Here is an 18,705-nt window from a genome sequence, read left to right as displayed (position 1 = left end):
CGTCTTAGTTCTGCGCCTTGTGGATGTACGTGACGGCGTCGCCGACGGTCTTGAGGTTCTTGACCTCTTCGTCGGGGATCTTGACGTCGAACTTCTCTTCGGCGTTGACGACGATGGTCATCATGGAGATCGAGTCGATGTCGAGGTCGTCGGTGAACGACTTGTCCATCTCGACGGTGTCGGTGGCGATCCCGGTCTCGTCGTTGACGAGCTCGGCGAGGCCGGCGAGGACTTCTTCGGTGGACAGTGCCATGGTGTTGTCTCCTTGAGGGGGTGTCGTTGTGACCGGGGTAAAGCCTATACAGCGCCCCGCGGTCGGGCGGGCAGCGGCGCGCTAGGGCAGCACGACCACCTGGGCGCCGAACACGAGTCCGGCACCGAAACCGATCTGCAGGGCGAGGCCGCCGCTGAGTTCGGGGTGCTCGTCGAGCAGTCGGTGGGTCGCGAGCGGGATGCTCGCGGCCGAGGTGTTGCCGGTGGTCGCGATGTCGCGACCGATCACGACGGACTCGGGCAGGCCGAGCTGCTTGGCGAACTCGTCGATGATGCGCATGTTGGCCTGGTGCGGCACGAAGGCCGAGAGCTGGTCGGCGGAGACGCCCGCGCGGTCGAGCGCCTCTTTCGCGACCTTCGCCATCTCCCAGACGGCCCATCGGAAGACCGTCTGACCCTCTTGGCGCAGGGTGGGCCAGGGGATTTCGCCCGCGCCCTCGCGGTACTCGGTCATGGTGTTGGTCATGCCGATGGCGTCCCACTTGGAGCCGTCCGAGCCCCAGACCGTCGGGCCGATGCCGGCGCTGTCGGACGGACCGACGATCGCTGCGCCCGCCCCGTCCGCGAGGAGGAACGAGATCGTGCGGTCGGTCGGGTCGATGACGTCGCTGAGCTTCTCGGCGCCGACGACCAGGACGTATTCGGCGAGGCCCGACTTGACGAACGAGTCGGCCTGCGCGATGCCGTAGGTGAACCCTGCGCAGGCGGCCGAGATGTCGTAGGCGGCGGCGGGGTTCGCGCCCACGCGCTCGGCGAGCAGCGAGGCGACCGAGGGCGTCACGACGCCCGCCCCGATGGTCGACACGAGGACGGCACCGATCTGGTCGGGGCGGATGCCGGACTTGGCGATGGCCTCGGTGGCGGCGGCCTCGGCGAGGTCGACGACCTTGACGTCCTTGCCCGCGCGGCGACGGGTGATCACTCCGGTGCGCTGCTGGATCCACTCGTCGCTCGAGTTGATCGGTTCGATGATGTCGGCGTTCGGCACGACGTTCTCGCCGCGGGCGGCGCCGAGCGCGTAGATGCGGGTGAACTGCGCGCCGGTGGTCTGGTTGAGCTGGGGGGTGGTCATGCTGCTCCCTCGATGAGGTCGACGGCGGCCTGGAGGTCGTCGGGTGTCTTGACGGCGACCGAGGGGACACCCCTCAGCGCACGCTTGGCGAGGCCGGTGAGGGCTCCGGCCGGGGCGAGTTCGATGATTCCCGTGACGCCGGCGTCGGCGAACGACCGCATGGTCGCATCCCATCGGACGGGTGACGAGACCTGACCGACGAGCAGCTCGACGAAACGGGAGCCCGAGTCGACCGTGCTGCCGTCGTGGTTGGTCCAGAGCGACAGCGTGGGGTCGGTGGCCGTGACGGTGGCCGCAGCCGACGCGAGGCGCTCGACGGCCGGCTGCATGTACCGCGTGTGGAAGGCACCGGCGACCTGCAGGGGCACGACGCGGCTCTTGGCCGGCGGGTCGGCCGCCAGCTCGGCGAGGGCTGCGGTCTCGCCGGCGACGACGATCTGGCCGCCGCCGTTGTAGTTGGCGGGGAAAAGACCGAGGGCGTCGAGTCGGGCGAGCAACTCGGCTTCGTCGCCGCCGAGCACGGCGCTCATGCCCGTCTCGACGAGGGCGGCGGCGTCGGCCATGGCTCGGCCACGCTCCGCGACGAGCGTGACGGCGTCGACGTCGGTCAGGACGCCGCTGACGGCCGCAGCGGTGAACTCGCCGACCGAGTGGCCCGCGACACCGGCGACCGCGGACCGATCCACGAGGCGGAAGAGGGCCCGGGCGGTCAGGATTCCCGCTGCGACGATGAGGGGCTGGGCGACGGCCGTGTCACGGATCGTGTCGGCGCCGGACGTCGTGCCGTGGGTGACGAGATCGACGTCGGCGGCGTCGGAGAGCGACGTCAGCAGGTCGCGCTGGTCGGGGTCGGCCAGCCAGGGTTCGAGGAAACCAGGAGTTTGGGAGCCCTGACCGGGCGCTACGACAACGATCACTGGTCCATCATGCCAACGAGTCGCGGGTCTGCGGTGTAGCAACTCGACCAAAGATGCGCATGAACGTTGTCGAAGCGCACAGACGGGCCCTCGGGGCGACCGACGGTCACTTGCGGCGGACGCCGGACCCGTCGGGGTCGGCTATCGATCCGAGCACGAGTGCGGATTGCAGGATGAGCGCCTCGCGAGCACCCGTGGCGTCCCACCCGATCACGTCGGTGACGCGCTTGAGGCGGTAGCGCACGGTGTTCGGGTGCACGAAGAGCTCGCGAGCCGTGGCCTCGAGCGAGCGTCCGTTGTCGAGGTAGCACCACAGGGTGGTCAACAGCTCGGAGGAGTGCGCCTTGAGTGGCTTGTAGATGCGGTTGACGAGCGTCGACCGCGCCACCGGGTCGCCGGCGAGGGCACGCTCGGGCAACAGGTCGTCGGCGAGGACGGGGCGGGGTGCGTTGCGCCAGGCCCTGGCGACCGCGAAACCGGCGAGGGCGGCCTTCGCGCTCTTCGAGGCGTCGACGAGGCTCGGCACTTCGTGGCCGAGCACGAGGTGCCCGTCACCGAAGCCGGGTTCGAGCGCGCGCGCGATCTCGGTGAAGCTGGGGTGGGTCGAGGAGGCGCTGCTCTCGTCGAGAGGGTCGGCCCGTCCGATGACGAGCACCAGTCGACTGCCCTGTACCCCGATCAGCACGTCGGCTTCTCGGTGCCGGGCCGTGCGTCGCAGCATGTCGACGTCGAGCATGCGTGGAGCCGTGCCGACGAGCACGGCGACCTCGCCGTGACCGTGCCAGCCGAGCGCGGCGATCCGGCTGGGCAGTTCGTCGTCGTACTCGCCGCTGAGGATCGAGTCGACGACCAGGGCTTCGAGACGGGCGTCCCAGAGACCGCGGGCCTCGGCGGCCCGGGCGTAGACGTCGGCTGAGGCGAAGGCGATCTCGCGCGAGTAGAGCAGGATCGCCTCGCGGAGCGAATCGTCCCCGTCCTTGACGCGTTCTTCGACGACCTCGACGGTGATGCGGATGAGCTGCAGCGTCTGGGTCAGGCTGACGGAGCGCAGCAGTTCACGCGGGGCCGAACCGAACACGTCCGCCGCGATCCACGGGGTGGACCGGGGGTCTGCGAACCAGCTGATGAACGAGGTGATGCCGGCCTGGGCGACGAGCCCGACCGCTGAACGGCGCCCCGGGGGCATGTCCCCGTACCACGGCAGCGTCTCTTCGAGGCGCTTGATGGTCGCGGTGGACAACTCGCCCGACACCGTCCGCAGCCACGCGAGCGTGCGCTCTTTCGTGGCCGCGGACGGCTGCAGGGGCGACGTGGGCACCCGCTCGGCGCTCACGGGGTCGTCAGGCCTCCCCGCCGGCGGTGCCGCTGGTGCCGGCCGTGACGTCGTGTAGCTGGTACCGGTCGATCGCCTGCTGGACGACGCCCGGGTCGACCTCGCCCCGGCGGGCCAGGGCCTGCAGGGTGCGGACGACGACCGACGGGCCGTCGATCTTGAAGAAGCGGCGGGCAGCCGCACGGGTGTCGCTGAAGCCGAAGCCGTCGGCACCGAGCGTCAGGTAGTCGCCGGGCACGTACTCGCGGATCTGGTCGGGCACGGCCGCCATGAAGTCGCTCGTGGCGATGAACGGACCCTCGGCACCCTGCAACTTCTCGGTCACGTACGGCGTCTTGGGCTCGTCGTTCGGGTGCAAGAAGTTGTGCTCTTCCGCGGCCAGGCCGTCGCGCCGCAGTTCGGTCCAGCTGGTGACGCTCCAGACGTCTGCCGCCACGTTCCAGTCGTCGGCGAGCAGCTGCTGGGCCTCGAGCGCCCACGGCACACCGACGCCGGACGCGAGCAGCTGGGCGCGGGGGCCCAGGTTCTCGGCGTCCTTGAGCTTGTAGATGCCGCGCACCACACCGTCGACGTCGAGGCCCTCCGGCTCGACGGGCTGGGCCATCGGCTCGTTGTAGACGGTGATGTAGTACATGACGTTCGGGTCGGAGTGCGACGCGTTGCCGTGCTCGTCGGTGCCGTACATGCGGTCCATGCCCGACTTGACGATGTGGCCGAGCTCGTACCCGAACGCGGGGTCGAACGAGACGACCGCGGGGTTCGTCGAGGCGAGCAGCGGCGAGTGGCCGTCGGCGTGCTGCAGGCCTTCGCCGGTCAGTGTCGTGCGACCGGCGGTGGCGCCGATGATGAACCCGCGGGCCATCTGGTCGCCGGCGGCCCACATGGCGTCGCCGGTGCGCTGGAACCCGAACATCGAGTAGAAGACATAGACCGGGATGAGCGGTTCGCCCTGCGTGGAGTACGAGGTTCCGACGGCGGTGAAGGCCGCGAACGCACCGGCCTCGTTGATGCCGACGTGGATGATCTGGCCCTGCGGGCTCTCTTTGTAGGCGAGCAGCAGTTCGCGGTCGACCGACGTGTAGTGCTGGCCGTTCGGGTTGTAGATCTTGGACGTCGGGAAGTAGGCGTCCATGCCGAAGGTGCGGGCCTCGTCGGGGATGATCGGCACGATGCGGTGGCCGAAGTCGGGCGAGCGCAACAGGTCTTTCAGCAGGCGGGCGAACGCCATCGTGGTGGCGACCTCCTGCTTGCCCGAGCCTTTCTTGACGACGTCGTACGTCTTCGCCTCGGGAACGGCGATCTGCGTGTACTTGCTGCGGCGTTCGGGCACGTAGCCGCCGAGCGCACGACGACGCTCTTGCATGTACTGGATCGCGTCGTCGTCCTGACCGGGGTGGTAGTACGGCGGCAGGTAGGGGTTCTCGTCGAGCTGGGCGTCGCTGATCGGGATGCGGAGCTCGTCGCGGAACTGCTTGAGGTTGTCGAGCGTGAGCTTCTTCATCTGGTGGGTCGCGTTGCGGCCCTCGAAGGACTTCCCGAGGCCGTAGCCCTTGACCGTCTTGGCGAGGATGACCGTCGGCTGGCCCTTGTGCTCGGTCGCGGCCTTGAACGCGGCGTAGACCTTGCGGTAGTCGTGGCCACCGCGCTTGAGGTTCCAGATGTCGTCGTCGGAGTAGTCCGCGACGAGCTCGAGGGCGCGGGGGTCGCGGCCGAAGAAGTTGTCGCGGACGTAACCGCCGCTCTCGGCCTTGTAGGTCTGGAAGTCGCCGTCGGGCGTGGTGTTCATGAGGTTGAGCAGCGCGCCGCTCGAGTCGTTCGCGAGCAGGGTGTCCCACTCGCGACCCCAGACGACCTTGATGACGTTCCAGCCCGCGCCGCGGAAGAACGACTCGAGCTCTTGGATGATCTTGCCGTTGCCGCGCACCGGGCCGTCGAGGCGCTGCAGGTTGCAGTTGATGATGAAGTTGAGGTTGTCGAGGCCCTCGTTGGCCGCCACCTGCAGCTGACCGCGGCTCTCGACCTCGTCCATCTCGCCGTCGCCGAGGAACGCCCAGACCTGCTGGTCGCTGGCGTCCTTGATGCCGCGGTTGGTGAGGTACTTCGCGACCTGCGCCTGGTAGATCGCGTTGATCGGCCCGAGGCCCATCGACACGGTCGGGAACTGCCAGAACTCGGGCATGAGGCGCGGGTGCGGGTACGAGCTGAGTCCGCCGGAAGCGTGCGACTTCTCTTGGCGGAAGCCGTCGAGCTGGTCGGTGCCGAGACGGCCCTCGAGGTAGGCGCGGGCGTACATGCCGGGGGAGGCGTGGCCCTGGAAGAACACCTGGTCTCCGCCACCGGAATGGTCCTGACCGCGGAAGAAGTGGTTGTTGCCGACCTCGTACAGGGCGGCCGACGAGGCGTAGGTCGAGATGTGGCCACCGACCGAGATGCCGGGACGCTGCGCGCGGTGCACGGTGATCGCCGCGTTCCAACGGACCCACTTGCGGTAGCGGCGCTCGAGCTCTTCGTCACCGGGGAACTCGGGCTCGTCTTCGGGGGCGATGGTGTTGACGTAGTCCGTCTTGGGGACCATCGGCACACCCAGGTGCAGCTCGCTCGACCGGGTGAGCAGGCTCTTCATGATCTCGCGGGCACGTTCGTGACCCTGCGCCTTCACGAGAGCGTCGAGCGACTCGCGCCACTCGGCGGTCTCTTCGGGATCGCGATCGGCCTTGTCGACCGTGTACGGGTCCTGATCGTTAACCGTCACCCTTGACCTCAATCATCTGTGTGGAGCAGCCGTCTCTTGGAGGGCCACCGCGTGGAGTGGACAAACAGATGTCAGGCCCGTCGTGCCCGGGTTCCGAGACGTACTCCGCCTGACCCGACCACTCTAGTTGTCCCGACCGACGCAGGCTCGGCACGCGCTGGGAACGCCCGTCCGTGCCTCCGCTTGAAATCCGACGCGTGAGGCGTAGGATCGGCGATCGTGTCAGTCGCCGACCGCCCGGGTCGACGCGAAAGGAACGCACCCATGGCTCTGGAGAACGCCATCCAGGCTCCCGACTTCGACCTGCCGAACCAGTTCGGCGAGCGAGTGCGGTTGAGCGACTTCCGGGGCGTCAAGCCCGTGGCCCTGGTGTTCTTCCCCCTGGCGTTCAGCAGCACCTGCACCAAAGAGCTCTGCACGTTGCGCGACAACCTCGCGATGTTCCAGGACCACCGCGTCGAACTGCTGGTCGTCTCCGTCGACTCGAAAGCGACGCTTCGTGCGTTCGCCGAGGAGAAGGGCTACGACTTCACCCTGCTGGCGGACTTCTGGCCGCACGGCGAGGTCTCGAAGGAGTACGGCGTCTTCCTCGAGAACAAGGGCTTCGCGACCCGCACCACCTTCTTGATCGACGTCGACGGCGTCATCCGCGAGCACTTCGGCACCGAGCCCGGCCAGGAGCGTTCGCTCGCCGACTACCGCGCCGCGCTCGACCTGCTCGTCCCCGTCACGGCTTGAGCCCCCGGGCGACGGCCCAGGAGGCGCGGGTCGGCTCGCTCACCCGCTAACCTGGACTCGCTCGCCCGGTTCGTCCCGGCGCGAGGGCCTTTAGCTCAGTTGGTAGAGCGCCACGTTTACACCGTGGATGTCATCGGTTCGAGCCCGGTAGGGCCCACCGTTGATCGGTCCTTCGCCCCTGCGCGGTGGTCAGCTGCACCGAAGCCGCGCTCGGGCCCTCGAGCCGGGTATCGTCGCGGCCGTGACCATGCGCCTCCCTCGGATGCCCTCCCGCGCTTCCCGCACCTCCCGCGACACCGTCCGGGTGCCCCTCGCCGCCAGGCTCGTCCTGCCCCGGGCGGCGGTCCCGGTGTTCCTCCGGGCGACCGGGGCGAACCGGACCTTCGTCAGCGAGGCGGGGGCGCGTCGGCGCATCCGTCGCGCGTCCCTCCGGCCGGCACCCTACGGCCCGCCTGCCGTCCTCCGGGACGACGTCCGGGTCGACGTCGAGCAGCGCGGCGGCTGGCCGGTCTACACGATCACGCGGCGGGACGGTGCGTCGCGCGGCACCGTCGTCTACGCCCACGGCGGCGGCTGGGTGGGCGAGATCGTGTCGCAGCACTGGCACCTCGTCGCGCAGCTCGCCGCCGAGGCCCGCACGACGGTCGTCCTGCCGATCTACCCCCTGGTCCCGTACGGGACGGCCGAGGAGGCGCGGGTCGGCATCCTCGACCTGGTCGCCTCGGCAGACGGCCCGGTCGCCCTCGCGGGGGACTCGGCCGGCGGTCAGATCGTGCTGTCGGCCGCCCTGTCGCTGCGGGACGCGGGTGTCGTCGTCGCCTGCACGGTGCTGATCGCCCCGGCACTCGACCTCACCTGGCGCAACCCCCGCATCCCCGAGGTGCAGCCGACCGACCCGTGGCTGGGCACTCCCGGCGGACGCGTGCTCGCCGAGCACTGGCGGGGCGAGCTCGACCTGCGCGACCCCGTCGTCAGCCCCCTGTTCGGCGACCTGGCGGGCCTCGGCCCGGTGACGGTGTTCACGGGGACGCGAGACGTCCTGAACCCGGACGCGCACCTCCTGCGCGACCGTGCTGCGACGGCCGGCGTCGAGCTCGAGTGGCACGAAGGCGACGGCGACGTGCACGCCTACCCGCTGCTGCCCACCCGATCGGGTCGTGCCGCCCGGGCGCAGATCGTCCGCACGCTGCGCCGCTCGCTCACGACCTGAGCCCGGCGCGCGAGCACCGGCCGGGTGCGGGTGGCGGGGTCGGCCGACCGGTGGAGCACCGGCGACCGCGTCGGCGCGGCCCGGGGCGGCTGCGGGACAGCCACCCCGGTGACGACCGGGGGTCAGCGGCGAGCGGCGCCGCGGCGACCCGAGACGGCGACCCAGATCACCAGGACGACGATCGCGCCGATGATCGAGCCGATGATGCCGGCGGGCTGGAAGAACCCGTCCGTCGGGTCGTGCTGGAACAGGAGGAAGCCGAGGAACCCGCCGACGAACGAGCCGATGATGCCGAGCAGGATCGTCATGGCGATGGAGAGGCTCTGGCGACCCGGGACGACCGCACGGGCGATGAACCCTGCGATGAGGCCGACGACGAGCAAGCTGATGATGAGACCGATCATGGTGTTCTCCTTCCGGGAGAGATGAGCGACCGGCACCGTCGGTGCCGTGGCGTCGCAGGACTCAGCAGACCACCCCTGGAGGTGTGGCGGCACACCCCTCGGGGTGGGATGGTGTCCTCATGCCCCTCGCCCCGACCCGGTCGATCACCGTCGCGCTCGTCGACGACTACGACGTCGTGCTCGCCGGCCTCGCCCACATGTTCGACCGGTACCGCGACCGGGTGGTGGTCGCCGAGATCGACGCCACGACGTCGTTGTCCGACCGCGTCGACGTCGTCCTCTACGACTCGTTCGCCCAGCCCGAGTCCGACCACCACGAGCTCGCCGAGCTGGTCGCCAACCCCGCGGCCGGCAAGGTGGTCGTCTACACCTGGAACTTCCACCCCGAGCTCGTCGAGGCGGCGCTCGCACAGGGCGTGCACGGGTACCTGTCGAAGACCCTCGCGGCCCGCGAGCTCGTCGAAGCGCTCGAGGCGGTCCATCGTGGCGAGCAGGTCGTCAGCGACGTGCGGGGTCGCGCGCCGAGCGCGCCGGGCCTCGACTGGCCCGGCCGCCGTGAGGGCATCACCGATCGTGAGTCCGAGATCCTCGCCCTGATCACCCAGGGCAAGAGCAACGCCGAGGTCGCGGCGCTGACCTACCTCAGCCCGAACACGGTCAAGTCGTACATCCGATCGGTCTACCGACGGATCGGCGCGACGAGCCGGACGCAGGCCGTGCTGTGGGGCGTCCAGAACGGCTTCCGCCCGGACCACCACCGCATCGACCACTGGCTCGGCGGCCCCTAGGAGGCGCGCTGCGGCCTGGTCGTCGGACGCGCGGCTCAGTGCGCCAGGGGTTCGCCGTCCCACGAGACGGCGACCCAGCCGCCTTCGGTGGAGCCCTCGAGGACGACCGAGCCGGTGTTGCGCAGCCCCTGGGTGCGGCTGAACTCGGCGTCGAGGTTGCGGGCGGTGTCGGCCGCCCAGACGCAGATGGCGGCTTCGTGCGAGACGAGGACCGCGGTCGAGTCCGCCGGTGTCGACGCGACGACCCGATCGACCGCCGCGTGGAACCGGGCCCTGAACTCGGTGCCGCTCTCGCCCCCGGGGATGCGCGCCTCCGGATCGGTCCACCACTGCTGCATGGTGCCGGCGTACCGGGGCAGGGCCTCGGCGTAGGGCAGCCCTTCCAGGTCGCCGGCGTCGATCTCGTGAGCACCGTCGACCTCCCGGTGAGGCAGATCGAGGCTGTCGGCCACGATCACGGCGGTCTCGCCGGCCCGGCGCAGGCGCGACGAGTGCACGGCGACGATCGGTTCGTGGGCCAGGGCCGTCGCGAGGTCGCCGGCCTGTTCGCGGCCGAGCGGAGAGAGCGGCGGGCCCGGGGGTCGCGAGCCGATGGTGCGGGCGACGTTGTCGGCGGTCTCGCCGTGGCGGATGAGGAGGAGGCGCATCGTGGCTTTCGGTCGGGGCGGGACGCCCATCGTGCCACGGTGCCCGCCGCCGCCCGGTTCCTAGCGCGCGGTGCGATCCGCCAGCACGGCCCGGGCCGCCATGCCGATCACGGCGCTGTAGGTGGGGTAGGCGAAGCGCACCTCGGCCAGGGTGGCGACGTCGACACCGCCGGCCATGGCGGTGGTGACCGCCTGGACCACCTCGACGGCGTTCTCGCCGACGGCGTGGGCGCCGAGCACGAGTTCGCGCCGACGGTCGGCGATCAGCTTGAGGAACCCCGTCTCGCGGTCGTCGATCACGGCCCGGTCCACGGTCGAGTACGGGATCGTGACGACCACGCACGACTCGTCCGCCTCGCGAGCCTGCTCTTCGGTGAGGCCGACGCCGGCGTAGTCCGGGTCGGTGAACCCGCCGGCCGGCAGCAGGTGGTGCGGCGTGCGGCGGTTCGCCCCGAGGACGGCGTTCTCGGCGGCGGCCTCGCCCTCGAACCGGGCGGCCTGGACGAGCATGTCGCGGCCGTTGGCGTCGCCCACGGCGAACACGTGCGGCACGACGGTCCGGAAGTACCGGTCGACGGGGATCGACGAGCGCTCCACCTGGATACCGGCCTCCTCGAGACCGAGGTCCTCCACGTCCGCCGGCCACCCCGTGGCCATGACCACGACGTCGAAGTCGGCCGAGGACGTCGCGTCGTCCTGCCGCCAGGTCAGGGTGATCGACCCGTCGTCGGCCCGGGCGAGGCTCTCGACGCCGTCGATGCCGGTCCACACGTCGATGCCCTGCTCGACGAACGCGGCGGAGACCGCCTCCGAGATGGACGCATCCGACGCCATCAGGACCCGCGGCGCGAGGTCGAGGAGCGTGACGGCGCTGCCGAACGCGTCGAACACGGTGACGAGCTGCGCGCCCGTGTTGCCCGCACCGATCACGGCCACCCGCCGGGGGAGGGCCGGCAGGTCCAGGACGTGTTCGGGCACGGTGGCCAGCTCGCCGCCCGGGATCGGCAGCCGGCGCGAGTGGCCACCGACGCAGATCAGGATCGACGAGGCCGAGATGGTCCGACCGCTGTCGAGGACCAGGGTGGAGTCGTCGACGAACCGGGCGCGGCCCTCGTGGACCAGCTCGACGCCCGCGGTGTCGAACCGCTCGGCCTCCCGCTTGATCGACCGCACCTTGTCGACGCGCTCCCGGACGCGCGCGACGGTCGACGCCCAGTCGATCGTCGGGGGAGTGACGTCGACCCCGTAGACGTCCGCATGTCGGGTCTCGCGGATCAGCCGGGCCGTCTTGGCCAGCACCCGCGTGGGCACGCACCCGGTGTTCACGCAGGTGCCACCGACGTGCCCCGCCTCCAGGACGACGACACGAGCCCCGAGCTCGGCCGCCCGCAGGGCTGCCGCGGTGCCCGCCGGACCGGCACCGACCACGGCCACGTCGTAGTCCTTCTCCGAGATGCCCATGTGCTGCGTGCCCCTTCGTCGCGTCGGTCGTCTGGGCGAACTCAACCAGGTCCGGATGGGCGGGAGCCGTCGACGACAGCGGAGCCTAGGGAGCGTCCCGGGCCGGGGGCCCCGGACGGGGATGCCGGATGGTCGACACCGTGCCCGTCACGCACACCGCGCTCGCCAGCCCGAGGGCGACGAGGAAGAGGACGCCGAGCACTCCGGGAGACCCTTCGCGCATCATGCCGAGACCCGAGCCCACGAAGCAGGACAGCCACACCACGGCCGAGATGCCCCACCCGACCGCCGACCCCCGGAACGTCGGCCGGTGCAGCCTCAGCCGGCCTCGGTCCTGTGGTTTCTCGTCGTCCATGGAGCCCCCTCGCCCTCGTCGACCCCTCCACCGTACGTCCACGACTCGACGTGCTCAAGGGGTCGGCGCAAGTCCCGGGGCCGCGTGTGACGGTTTGAGACGACGGGTGTCGCGTGGCGTCACGCGACTGGTCGGGGGGTCGAGGCGTCCGTAGGTTCGGGCCTCGACGAAAGGTTCGCCCATGTTCCGACCTCCCTCCCGACGCCTCCCCGTGGTCGCCACGGCCGCCACCGCGCTCGTCGCGCTGCTCGCCGGCTGCTCGGGCGCCGCGTCCGCCGACGTCGTCGACCGGGGCCCCGTCCGCGGGGGCACGCTGGTCTACGCGACCGATCGCGAGCCCACCTGCCTCGATCCGCACAACTCCGGCGACATGCCCCAGACCTACGTCGCCCGGCAGTACCTCGACTCCCTCGTCTCGCTGCAGGCGGACGGCAGCGTCGTGCCCTGGCTCGCCACCTCGTGGACGATCTCGGACGACGGCACGCAGTACGACTTCACCCTGAAGGAGGGCGTCGAGTTCCACGACGGCACGCCGCTCGACGCGCAGGCCGTCGTCGACAACTTCACCCAGATCCTCGACCCGGCCACGCAGTCGTCGACCGACCTGCTGTACCTGACCGGGTACTTCGAGAGCGCGATCGCGTTGTCCGAGCACGTCGTCCGCATCGACCTGTCCCGCCCGTACTCGCCGCTGCTCGCCGCCCTGTCGCAGGCGTTCTTCGGCATCGAGTCGCCTAAGGCGATGGCGCGCGGCCTCGAGGAGAACTGCGAGTCGCCGGTCGGCACCGGACCGTTCGAGGTCGTCGCGTGGAACCACGGCCGCGACGTGCAGCTGGTGCGCAACGACGACTACGACTCGGCCCCCGCCGACGCGAAGCACCAGGGCCCCGCCTACCTCGACGGCATCACCTGGCGGTTCCTCAAGGACAACACGACCCGGTACGGCGCGCTCGGCTCGGGCGAGGCCGACGTCATCTTCAACGTGCCGCCCGAGAGCCAGCAGCTCGCCGAGGCCGACCCGACGATCAGCCTGCAGGAGTTCGTCCACTCGGGCTCGCCGTTCAGTCTCGACCTCAACACGACCAGCCCGGTGTTCGACGACATCCGCGTGCGCAAGGCCTTCGTGCACGCCTCGAACGCCCGCGCCGCCGTCGAGAGCGCCTACGCCGGCGTGTTCCCGTACGAGGGCGACGCCGTCTCGTCCGGCACACCGCACTACGACGAGACCTACCACGAGCCGTTCCCGTACGACCCCGACGAGGCGAACCGCCTGCTCGACGACGCCGGGTGGACCGGCCGCGACGCCGACGGACACCGCACCAAGGACGGAGAGACCCTCACCGTGCGCCTGCCCTACAACGCCGACGGTGCCGAGACGCCGCCCGCCGACCTGACCATCCTGCAGAACATCCAGGCGATGGAGAAGGAGGTGGGCATCGAGGTCGACCTCGAGGCGCTGGACTCCGCCAGCATGAACGCCGTCTGGGGCGATCCCGACGCGTACGACCTCATCGGCAACTACTGGAACAGCCCCACGCCGCACGTGATGTACATCAAGTACTCGAAGGCGACCCTCGACGTCGGCAACGGCCAGAACTCGGCCTTCGCCTCCGACGACGAGCTCGACCGCGTCCTGATCGCGGGAACGGCCACCACCGATCCGACCGAACAGGCGGCGCTCTACTCCGAGGCCCAGCGCATCCTCACCTCGAAGGCCTGGAGCCTGCCGCTCTATCCGATCCAGACACGGCTGGGCATCTCGAACCGGGTCAAGGACGTGTGGATCGAGCCCTCCGAGGGCGAGCCGGTGCTGTCGGACGCCTACTTCGTGGACGGCGGCGACCGATGAACCCCTGGGTCCTGCGCATCGTCCGTCGCGTCGCGGAATCGATCGTCCTGTTGCTCGCGGTCGGCACCATCGTGTTCTTCCTCGAGCACGCCGTGCCGGGCGACCCCGCCGTCGCGATCCTCGGGGGCGCGGCCGCCCACCCGACACCCGAGGCCGTCGCCGCCGTCACCGCCCAGTACGGGTTCGACCGTCCCCTGCTCGCGCAGTACGGGTCGTTCCTGCTCGGCCTCGTCCGACTCGACTTCGGCGAGTCGTACACGCTCAAGCAGTCGGTCGTCAGCGTGATCGGCGGCCAGCTCGGCTCGACCCTGGCCCTCACGGCCACCGCGCTCGGTCTCGCCTGGCTGTTGTCGATCACGTCCACGCTGCTCACCGCCGGGAGGCGCGGCCTCCTGGGCCGGATCGGCTCGGTCGTCGAGACGGTCGCGGCCGGTCTGCCGCAGTTCTGGCTCGGTCTCGTCCTGTTGCTCGTCTTCGCGGTGCGCCTCGGTTGGTTCCCGGTGATCGGCACGGGACTGCCCGGACTCGTCCTGCCTGCCCTGACCCTCGCCATCCCGCTGGCCGGGTTCCTCGGGCAGGTCACGCGCGACGAGTTCGAAGACGCCCAGGACCAGCCCTTCGCGCTCTCGGCACGGTCCCGTGGCCTGTCCGAGGCGGCCGTCCGGGCACGTCACCTCCTCCGCCACGCCGCCCTGCCGGGCATCACCCTCTCGGGGTGGGGCCTCGGCTCGCTGATCTCGGGCGCGGTCGTCGTCGAGGTCGTCTTCGCCCGCCAGGGCGTCGGCCAGGTGCTCGTCACCGCGGTGAACGCGCAGGACCTCCCTCTCGTCATCGGCATCACCTTCGTCGTGGCCCTCGTCTACGTCGTCGCGAACGTCCTCACCGACGTCGCGTACGTCGCCGTCGATCCCCGGCTGCGCACCACGATCGGAGCACCCGCATGAGCACCACGTCCACCGCCACCGCGGCGCCCCCCGTCCCCTCCGCGACGGACCGGCCGACCGGTCCGCACGACGCCCGTCCGCACGACGCCGGTCCGCACGAGGCCGACCCGGCGGCCACCGCGTCCGGTCCGCGTCGCGTGCGCCGCGCCTCCCACCCCCTCCGTCGGGTCTCGACCTGGGTGGCCACGGCCTTCATCGCCTTCGTGCTCCTCGCGGCGGTCTGGCCGAGTCTGCTCGCGCCGGCCGACCCCCTCGCGATCGACCTCGCGAAGAGCTTCGCCGCACCGAGCGCCGAGCACGTGTTCGGGACGGACCAGTCCGGACGCGACGTCTACTCTCGGGTCGTGCACGGGGCCGGGCAGTCGGTGCTGATCGGCGTGGGGGCGACCGCCCTCGGGCTGGCCGGCGCCACGCTGCTGGGCCTTCTCGGGGGACTCGGTGGTCGGGCCGTCGACGCGGTCGTCACCCGCGTGATCGAGGTGCTCTACGCGTTCCCCGGCATCCTGCTCGCCCTCATCCTCGTCGCGATCGCCGGCAACTCGGCCGGGACGCAGATCCTCGCCGTCGGCGTCGCCACGATCCCCGGCTACGCCCGGATGGTCCGCGGCCAGGTGCTCGCCGTGCGGGACTCGTCGTACGTCCAGGCCGAGCGCGCCCTGGGCCACGGGCCGGTCCACGTGCTCGTCCACACCCTGCTGCCCAACGCGTTCCGGCCCCTGACCGTGTTGGTCACCCTGGGCATCGGCCAGGCGATCGTCTGGGCGTCGGCGCTGGGCTTCCTCGGCATGGGCGTCCAGCCCCCGGCCCCGGAGTGGGGCGCGATGCTCAACGCAGGACGCAACTACCTGCAGCAGGCCTGGTGGCTCGACTTCTTCCCCGGCGTCGTCATCGTGTTGCTCGCGTTGTCGCTGACGGCCGTCGGCCGCAGCATCCAGACCCTCACCACCCCGGGAGGCGCGCGATGAGCCCCGAACCCGTCCTTCACCCCGAGGCCGTGCGCCTCGACACGGCCGGCCCGCTCGTCGACGTGCGGGGTCTGTCGGTCGCGTTCGGCGGCAACACGGTCGTCCGCGACGTCTCGTTCACCGTCGAGGCCGGGCGCTGCACGGCCATCGTGGGGGAGTCCGGCTCGGGGAAGAGCGTCACGGCCAAGGCGCTACTGGGACTCAACGGCCACACCGCCACGACGACGGCCTCGACCCTCCGCCTCGCCGGTCGCGACCTCACCGACCTCGGCGACCGCGACTGGCAGCGCCTGCGCGGTCGTGAGATCGGTTACGTCCTGCAGGACGCCCTCGTCTCGCTCGACCCGCTGCGCCGCGTCGGGGCCGAGATCGCGGAGCCCCTCCGCGTCCACCGGTACGGCGACCGCCGGGCCCGCGAGGCCCGGGTGATCGAGCTGCTCGAGCGGGTCGGCGTCCCCGAGCCGCGCCTCCGGGCCCGCCAGCTGCCCTCGCAACTCTCCGGGGGCCTCCGGCAGCGCGCACTGATCGCCGCGGCCGTGGCCCTCGAGCCCGCGGTCCTGATCGCCGACGAGCCGACGACCGCGCTCGACACGACCGTCCAGGCGCAGATCCTCGCCCTGCTCGACGAGTTGCGCGCCGGCGGCGCGGGGCTCGTCCTCATCAGCCACGACCTCGGTGTGGTCGAACGACTCGCCGACGAGGTCGTGGTCATGCAGCACGGCGTCGTGGTCGAGCAGGGGCCGACCGACCAGGTGCTCGGGGCGCCGAGCCACCCCTACACACAGCGCCTGCTGGCGGCGATCCCCACGGCGCACGCCCGCGGCAGCCGCCTCTCGTCGGCGGCACCGGCGACCCTCGCGGCGCGTCCCGCGGACCGGCCCGTCCCCGGCCCGGGCACACCCGTGCTCGAGGTGCGTCACGTCACCAAGCGCTACCGGGGGCCGGATCGCGTCACTCGCACCGTCGTCGACGACGTCTCGTTCACCCTGCACGCGGGCGAGACCCTCGGCATCGTCGGCGAGTCGGGCTCGGGCAAGTCGACCACCGCCGCGATCGCCCTGGCGCTGACGGCCCCGGACGAGGGCGAGGTGCTGTTCGAGGGCCGGCCCTGGTCGGCCCTGCACGAGCGGGATCGTCGACCCGACCGGCCGCGCATCGCGACGGTCTCGCAGGACCCCCTGAGCTCGTTCGACCCCCGTCGGTCGGTCGGCCAGCTCGTCACGGGAGCCCTCCGCGCCGCGGTGAGCGCGCGGGGCGGTCAGGGCGCCGCGGCGACGGACGCCCGTGCCCGCGTCGACGACCTGCTCGCCGGGGTCGGGCTCGACCCCGACCTGGCCGGCCGCCACCCGTCGACCCTCTCGGGCGGTCAGCGCCAGCGGGTGGCCATCGCCCGCGCGCTGGCCACCGACCCGGACGTTCTCGTCCTCGACGAGGCCGTGAGTGCCCTCGACGTGTCGGTGCAGGCGCAGGTGCTCGACCTGTTGGCCGACATCCGCGCCCGCTACGGCACGTCGGCCCTGTTCATCTCGCACGACCTCGGCGTCATCCGGCACGTGAGCGACCGCGTGCTCGTCCTGCAGGACGGACGGGTCGTCGAGGAGGGGCGGGTCGAGCAGGTGCTCGAACGTCCCGTCGCCGAGTACACGCGCCGTCTGCTCGCCGCCGTCCCCGGTGGCGGCCTGTCCGCCACCACCCACACCACCACGACCACCACCGATCCCACCGGAGGCCCCCGATGACCCACACGACCACCATCGCACCGACGGCCACGCCGACCCGCGAGGACCTGCTCGCCCGGTTCGAGCCCGTGTTCGACCGCATCGCCGACGGCGCCGTCGACCGCGAGCGGAGGCGCGAACTGCCGTTCGAGCAGGTGCGGCAGCTGGCGGAGTCCGGCTTCACGGCCGTCACCGTGCCGGTCGAGTTCGGCGGCTCCGGGGCCCGGCCGTCCGACCTGTTCGCCCTGCTCGTGCGGCTGGCGCGGGCCGACTCGAACCTGCCGCAGCTGCTGCGGGCGCACTTCGCCTTCGTCGAGGAGTTGCTGCTCGACACCTCGGAGGACCTCGTGCGGCGCGGTCTGTGGTTCGAGCAGGTCGCGGCGGGCGAGGTGTTCGGCAACGCGAGCCACGAGCGGAGTGCCGCCCGGGTGGGGTCGCTCGTGACGCACCTCGTGCCGGACGGTGACGGCTGGCGGCTGCACGGCGAGAAGCACTACAGCACGGGCACGCTCTTCGCCGACTGGACGACCGTGACCGCGACGACGCCGGCCGGCCGGGTCGTCGGGGTGACGGTGCGGGTCGACGACGACGGGGTCGACGTCCGCGACGACTGGAACGGGTTCGGCCAGCGGCTCACCGGCAGCGGGACGACCCGGTTCGACGGCGTGCGGGTCGAGCCGTCCCAGATCAGACCCCAGCGCGACGAGCGGCGGACGCCCCTGCCGGCCTTCCTGCAGACCGTGCTGCTGGCCTCGCTGGCCGGCGTCGCGTCGGCGGCGGAACGCGATGCCGTCGAGTTCGTGCGCACCCGCACCCGCGCCTACAGCCAGGGCGTCGCGGCGACGGCCGCCGCCGACCCGTTGGTCCAGTCGGTCGTGGGGCGGGTCTCGGCGGACGCCCTCGCGGCCGAGTCCCTGGTGCAGAGCGCGGCCTCGGCGATCGACCGCGCACACGACGCCGTGGTGGCCGGCGACACGGACGCGTTCGACCGCATCGAGGCGGCCGAGCTCGTCACCATCCGCGCACAGGTGACGGTGGTCGAGGTGGCCCTCCGCGCGACGACCACCCTGTTCGAGGTCGGCGGAGCCAGCGCCACCGACCGCGACCGGGCACTCGACCGGCACTGGCGGAACGCGAGGACGCTCTCGTCGCACAACCCGGTCGTGCTGCAGCAGCGGGTGATCGGCGACCGTCTCGTCAACGACGCCCCGTTGACCTACTTCTGGTCCACCGGGCAGGCCTGAGGGACCGGCCCGCGCGGGGCGCGAGTGAGGCGGCG

The 18,705-nt window shown here is 71.4% G+C and carries 17 protein-coding genes and 1 tRNA gene; 9 read left to right on the top strand and 9 right to left on the bottom strand.

Features of this window, described 5'->3' with window-relative positions; translation table 11 throughout:
• Positions 1-4 precede the first annotated feature (4 nt).
• The 5 genes from AC1MBW_RS14985 to aceE form a co-directional block, all read right to left on the bottom strand.
• On the bottom strand, positions 5-253 hold the full coding sequence (locus tag AC1MBW_RS14985; RefSeq protein ID WP_043592609.1) for an acyl carrier protein: 249 nt from the start codon (positions 251-253) through the stop codon (positions 5-7).
• A gap of 81 nt (positions 254-334) precedes the next feature.
• Entirely contained in the window at positions 335-1,345 is a 1,011-nt protein-coding gene (locus tag AC1MBW_RS14980; protein WP_480024956.1) for a beta-ketoacyl-ACP synthase III, read from the bottom strand.
• Positions 1,342-2,262, bottom strand: coding sequence for an ACP S-malonyltransferase (locus AC1MBW_RS14975; protein ID WP_054146574.1), 921 nt, complete (start codon positions 2,260-2,262; stop codon positions 1,342-1,344). The genes AC1MBW_RS14980 and AC1MBW_RS14975 overlap by 4 nt, the downstream gene beginning before the upstream one ends.
• Positions 2,263-2,368: 106 nt before the next feature.
• Positions 2,369-3,595: a PucR family transcriptional regulator gene (locus tag AC1MBW_RS14970; protein WP_480024955.1), complete on the bottom strand. Its 1,227-nt coding sequence runs from the start codon at positions 3,593-3,595 to the stop codon at positions 2,369-2,371.
• Positions 3,596-3,602: 7 nt separating this feature from the next.
• Positions 3,603-6,347, bottom strand: coding sequence for a pyruvate dehydrogenase (acetyl-transferring), homodimeric type (gene aceE / locus AC1MBW_RS14965; protein ID WP_480024954.1), 2,745 nt, complete (start codon positions 6,345-6,347; stop codon positions 3,603-3,605).
• A gap of 264 nt (positions 6,348-6,611) precedes the next feature.
• Here aceE and AC1MBW_RS14960 point away from each other — a divergent pair, with 264 nt between their 5' ends.
• The 3 genes from AC1MBW_RS14960 (at position 6,612) to AC1MBW_RS14950 (ending at position 8,295) form a co-directional block, all read left to right on the top strand.
• Positions 6,612-7,085, top strand: coding sequence for a peroxiredoxin (locus AC1MBW_RS14960; protein WP_043592615.1), 474 nt, complete (start codon positions 6,612-6,614; stop codon positions 7,083-7,085).
• Between the two features lie 84 nt (positions 7,086-7,169).
• Positions 7,170-7,242 (top strand) — tRNA-Val (locus AC1MBW_RS14955).
• 90 nt (positions 7,243-7,332) lie between these two features.
• A complete protein-coding gene (locus tag AC1MBW_RS14950; RefSeq protein WP_480026127.1) occupies positions 7,333-8,295 on the top strand; it encodes an alpha/beta hydrolase fold domain-containing protein in 963 nt (320 codons plus the stop codon).
• A 122-nt stretch (positions 8,296-8,417) separates the two neighbouring features.
• On the opposite strand, the gene AC1MBW_RS14945 is transcribed toward AC1MBW_RS14950, so the two are convergent.
• Positions 8,418-8,699, bottom strand: coding sequence for a GlsB/YeaQ/YmgE family stress response membrane protein (locus AC1MBW_RS14945; RefSeq protein ID WP_043592839.1), 282 nt, complete (start codon positions 8,697-8,699; stop codon positions 8,418-8,420).
• A gap of 119 nt (positions 8,700-8,818) precedes the next feature.
• Here AC1MBW_RS14945 and AC1MBW_RS14940 point away from each other — a divergent pair, with 119 nt between their 5' ends.
• Positions 8,819-9,487, top strand: a complete 669-nt coding sequence (locus AC1MBW_RS14940) for a response regulator transcription factor (RefSeq protein WP_396598827.1) — start codon at positions 8,819-8,821, stop codon at positions 9,485-9,487.
• 35 nt (positions 9,488-9,522) lie between these two features.
• On the opposite strand, the gene AC1MBW_RS14935 is transcribed toward AC1MBW_RS14940, so the two are convergent.
• From AC1MBW_RS14935 to AC1MBW_RS14925, 3 genes are all read right to left on the bottom strand, one after another.
• Positions 9,523-10,164, bottom strand: coding sequence for a histidine phosphatase family protein (locus tag AC1MBW_RS14935; RefSeq protein WP_480024953.1), 642 nt, complete (start codon positions 10,162-10,164; stop codon positions 9,523-9,525).
• Between the two features lie 30 nt (positions 10,165-10,194).
• Complete coding sequence (locus tag AC1MBW_RS14930; RefSeq protein WP_480024952.1) at positions 10,195-11,595, bottom strand: dihydrolipoyl dehydrogenase family protein; 1,401 nt, start codon at positions 11,593-11,595, stop codon at positions 10,195-10,197.
• Between the two features lie 85 nt (positions 11,596-11,680).
• Positions 11,681-11,950 (bottom strand): hypothetical protein, encoded by a 270-nt coding sequence (locus tag AC1MBW_RS14925; RefSeq protein ID WP_054146568.1) that lies wholly within the window; start codon positions 11,948-11,950, stop codon positions 11,681-11,683.
• A gap of 181 nt (positions 11,951-12,131) precedes the next feature.
• Between AC1MBW_RS14925 and AC1MBW_RS14920 the strand changes: the two genes are divergently transcribed.
• The 5 genes from AC1MBW_RS14920 to AC1MBW_RS14900 are packed head-to-tail and all read left to right on the top strand — an operon-like array spanning position 12,132 to position 18,670.
• Complete coding sequence (locus tag AC1MBW_RS14920; RefSeq protein ID WP_480024951.1) at positions 12,132-13,799, top strand: ABC transporter substrate-binding protein; 1,668 nt, start codon at positions 12,132-12,134, stop codon at positions 13,797-13,799.
• Positions 13,796-14,743 (top strand): ABC transporter permease, encoded by a 948-nt coding sequence (locus AC1MBW_RS14915; RefSeq protein ID WP_480024950.1) that lies wholly within the window; start codon positions 13,796-13,798, stop codon positions 14,741-14,743. The genes AC1MBW_RS14920 and AC1MBW_RS14915 overlap by 4 nt, the downstream gene beginning before the upstream one ends.
• Positions 14,740-15,708, top strand: coding sequence for an ABC transporter permease (locus tag AC1MBW_RS14910; protein ID WP_480024949.1), 969 nt, complete (start codon positions 14,740-14,742; stop codon positions 15,706-15,708). The genes AC1MBW_RS14915 and AC1MBW_RS14910 overlap by 4 nt, the downstream gene beginning before the upstream one ends.
• A complete protein-coding gene (locus tag AC1MBW_RS14905) occupies positions 15,705-17,447 on the top strand; it encodes a dipeptide ABC transporter ATP-binding protein (protein ID WP_480024948.1) in 1,743 nt (580 codons plus the stop codon). The genes AC1MBW_RS14910 and AC1MBW_RS14905 overlap by 4 nt, the downstream gene beginning before the upstream one ends.
• The gene (locus tag AC1MBW_RS14900) at positions 17,444-18,670 is read left to right on the top strand and encodes an acyl-CoA dehydrogenase family protein (protein WP_480024947.1); all 1,227 of its coding nucleotides are present in this window, start codon (positions 17,444-17,446) and stop codon (positions 18,668-18,670) included. The genes AC1MBW_RS14905 and AC1MBW_RS14900 overlap by 4 nt, the downstream gene beginning before the upstream one ends.
• The last annotated feature ends 35 nt before the right edge of the window (positions 18,671-18,705 follow it).

The sequence above is a fragment of the Frigoribacterium sp. AP1 genome, from assembly GCF_056680555.1.
This window is presented reverse-complemented; position numbering and strand designations above follow the sequence as displayed.

Bases quoted from the DNA above. Each gene is read 5' to 3' on its own strand.
- AC1MBW_RS14985 (WP_043592609.1), bottom strand. From the start codon at position 253: ATGGCACTGTCCACCGAAGAAGTCCTCGCCGGCCTCGCCGAGCTCGTC.
- AC1MBW_RS14980 (WP_480024956.1), bottom strand. From the start codon at position 1,345: ATGACCACCCCCCAGCTCAACCAGACCACCGGCGCGCAGTTCACCCGC.
- AC1MBW_RS14960 (WP_043592615.1), top strand. From the start codon at position 6,612: ATGGCTCTGGAGAACGCCATCCAGGCTCCCGACTTCGACCTGCCGAAC.
- AC1MBW_RS14950 (WP_480026127.1), top strand. From the start codon at position 7,333: ATGCGCCTCCCTCGGATGCCCTCCCGCGCTTCCCGCACCTCCCGCGAC.
- AC1MBW_RS14945 (WP_043592839.1), bottom strand. From the start codon at position 8,699: ATGATCGGTCTCATCATCAGCTTGCTCGTCGTCGGCCTCATCGCAGGG.
- AC1MBW_RS14940 (WP_396598827.1), top strand. From the start codon at position 8,819: ATGCCCCTCGCCCCGACCCGGTCGATCACCGTCGCGCTCGTCGACGAC.
- AC1MBW_RS14935 (WP_480024953.1), bottom strand. From the start codon at position 10,164: ATGGGCGTCCCGCCCCGACCGAAAGCCACGATGCGCCTCCTCCTCATC.
- AC1MBW_RS14930 (WP_480024952.1), bottom strand. From the start codon at position 11,595: ATGGGCATCTCGGAGAAGGACTACGACGTGGCCGTGGTCGGTGCCGGT.
- AC1MBW_RS14925 (WP_054146568.1), bottom strand. From the start codon at position 11,950: ATGGACGACGAGAAACCACAGGACCGAGGCCGGCTGAGGCTGCACCGG.
- AC1MBW_RS14920 (WP_480024951.1), top strand. From the start codon at position 12,132: ATGTTCCGACCTCCCTCCCGACGCCTCCCCGTGGTCGCCACGGCCGCC.
- AC1MBW_RS14915 (WP_480024950.1), top strand. From the start codon at position 13,796: ATGAACCCCTGGGTCCTGCGCATCGTCCGTCGCGTCGCGGAATCGATC.
- AC1MBW_RS14910 (WP_480024949.1), top strand. From the start codon at position 14,740: ATGAGCACCACGTCCACCGCCACCGCGGCGCCCCCCGTCCCCTCCGCG.
- AC1MBW_RS14905 (WP_480024948.1), top strand. From the start codon at position 15,705: ATGAGCCCCGAACCCGTCCTTCACCCCGAGGCCGTGCGCCTCGACACG.
- AC1MBW_RS14900 (WP_480024947.1), top strand. From the start codon at position 17,444: ATGACCCACACGACCACCATCGCACCGACGGCCACGCCGACCCGCGAG.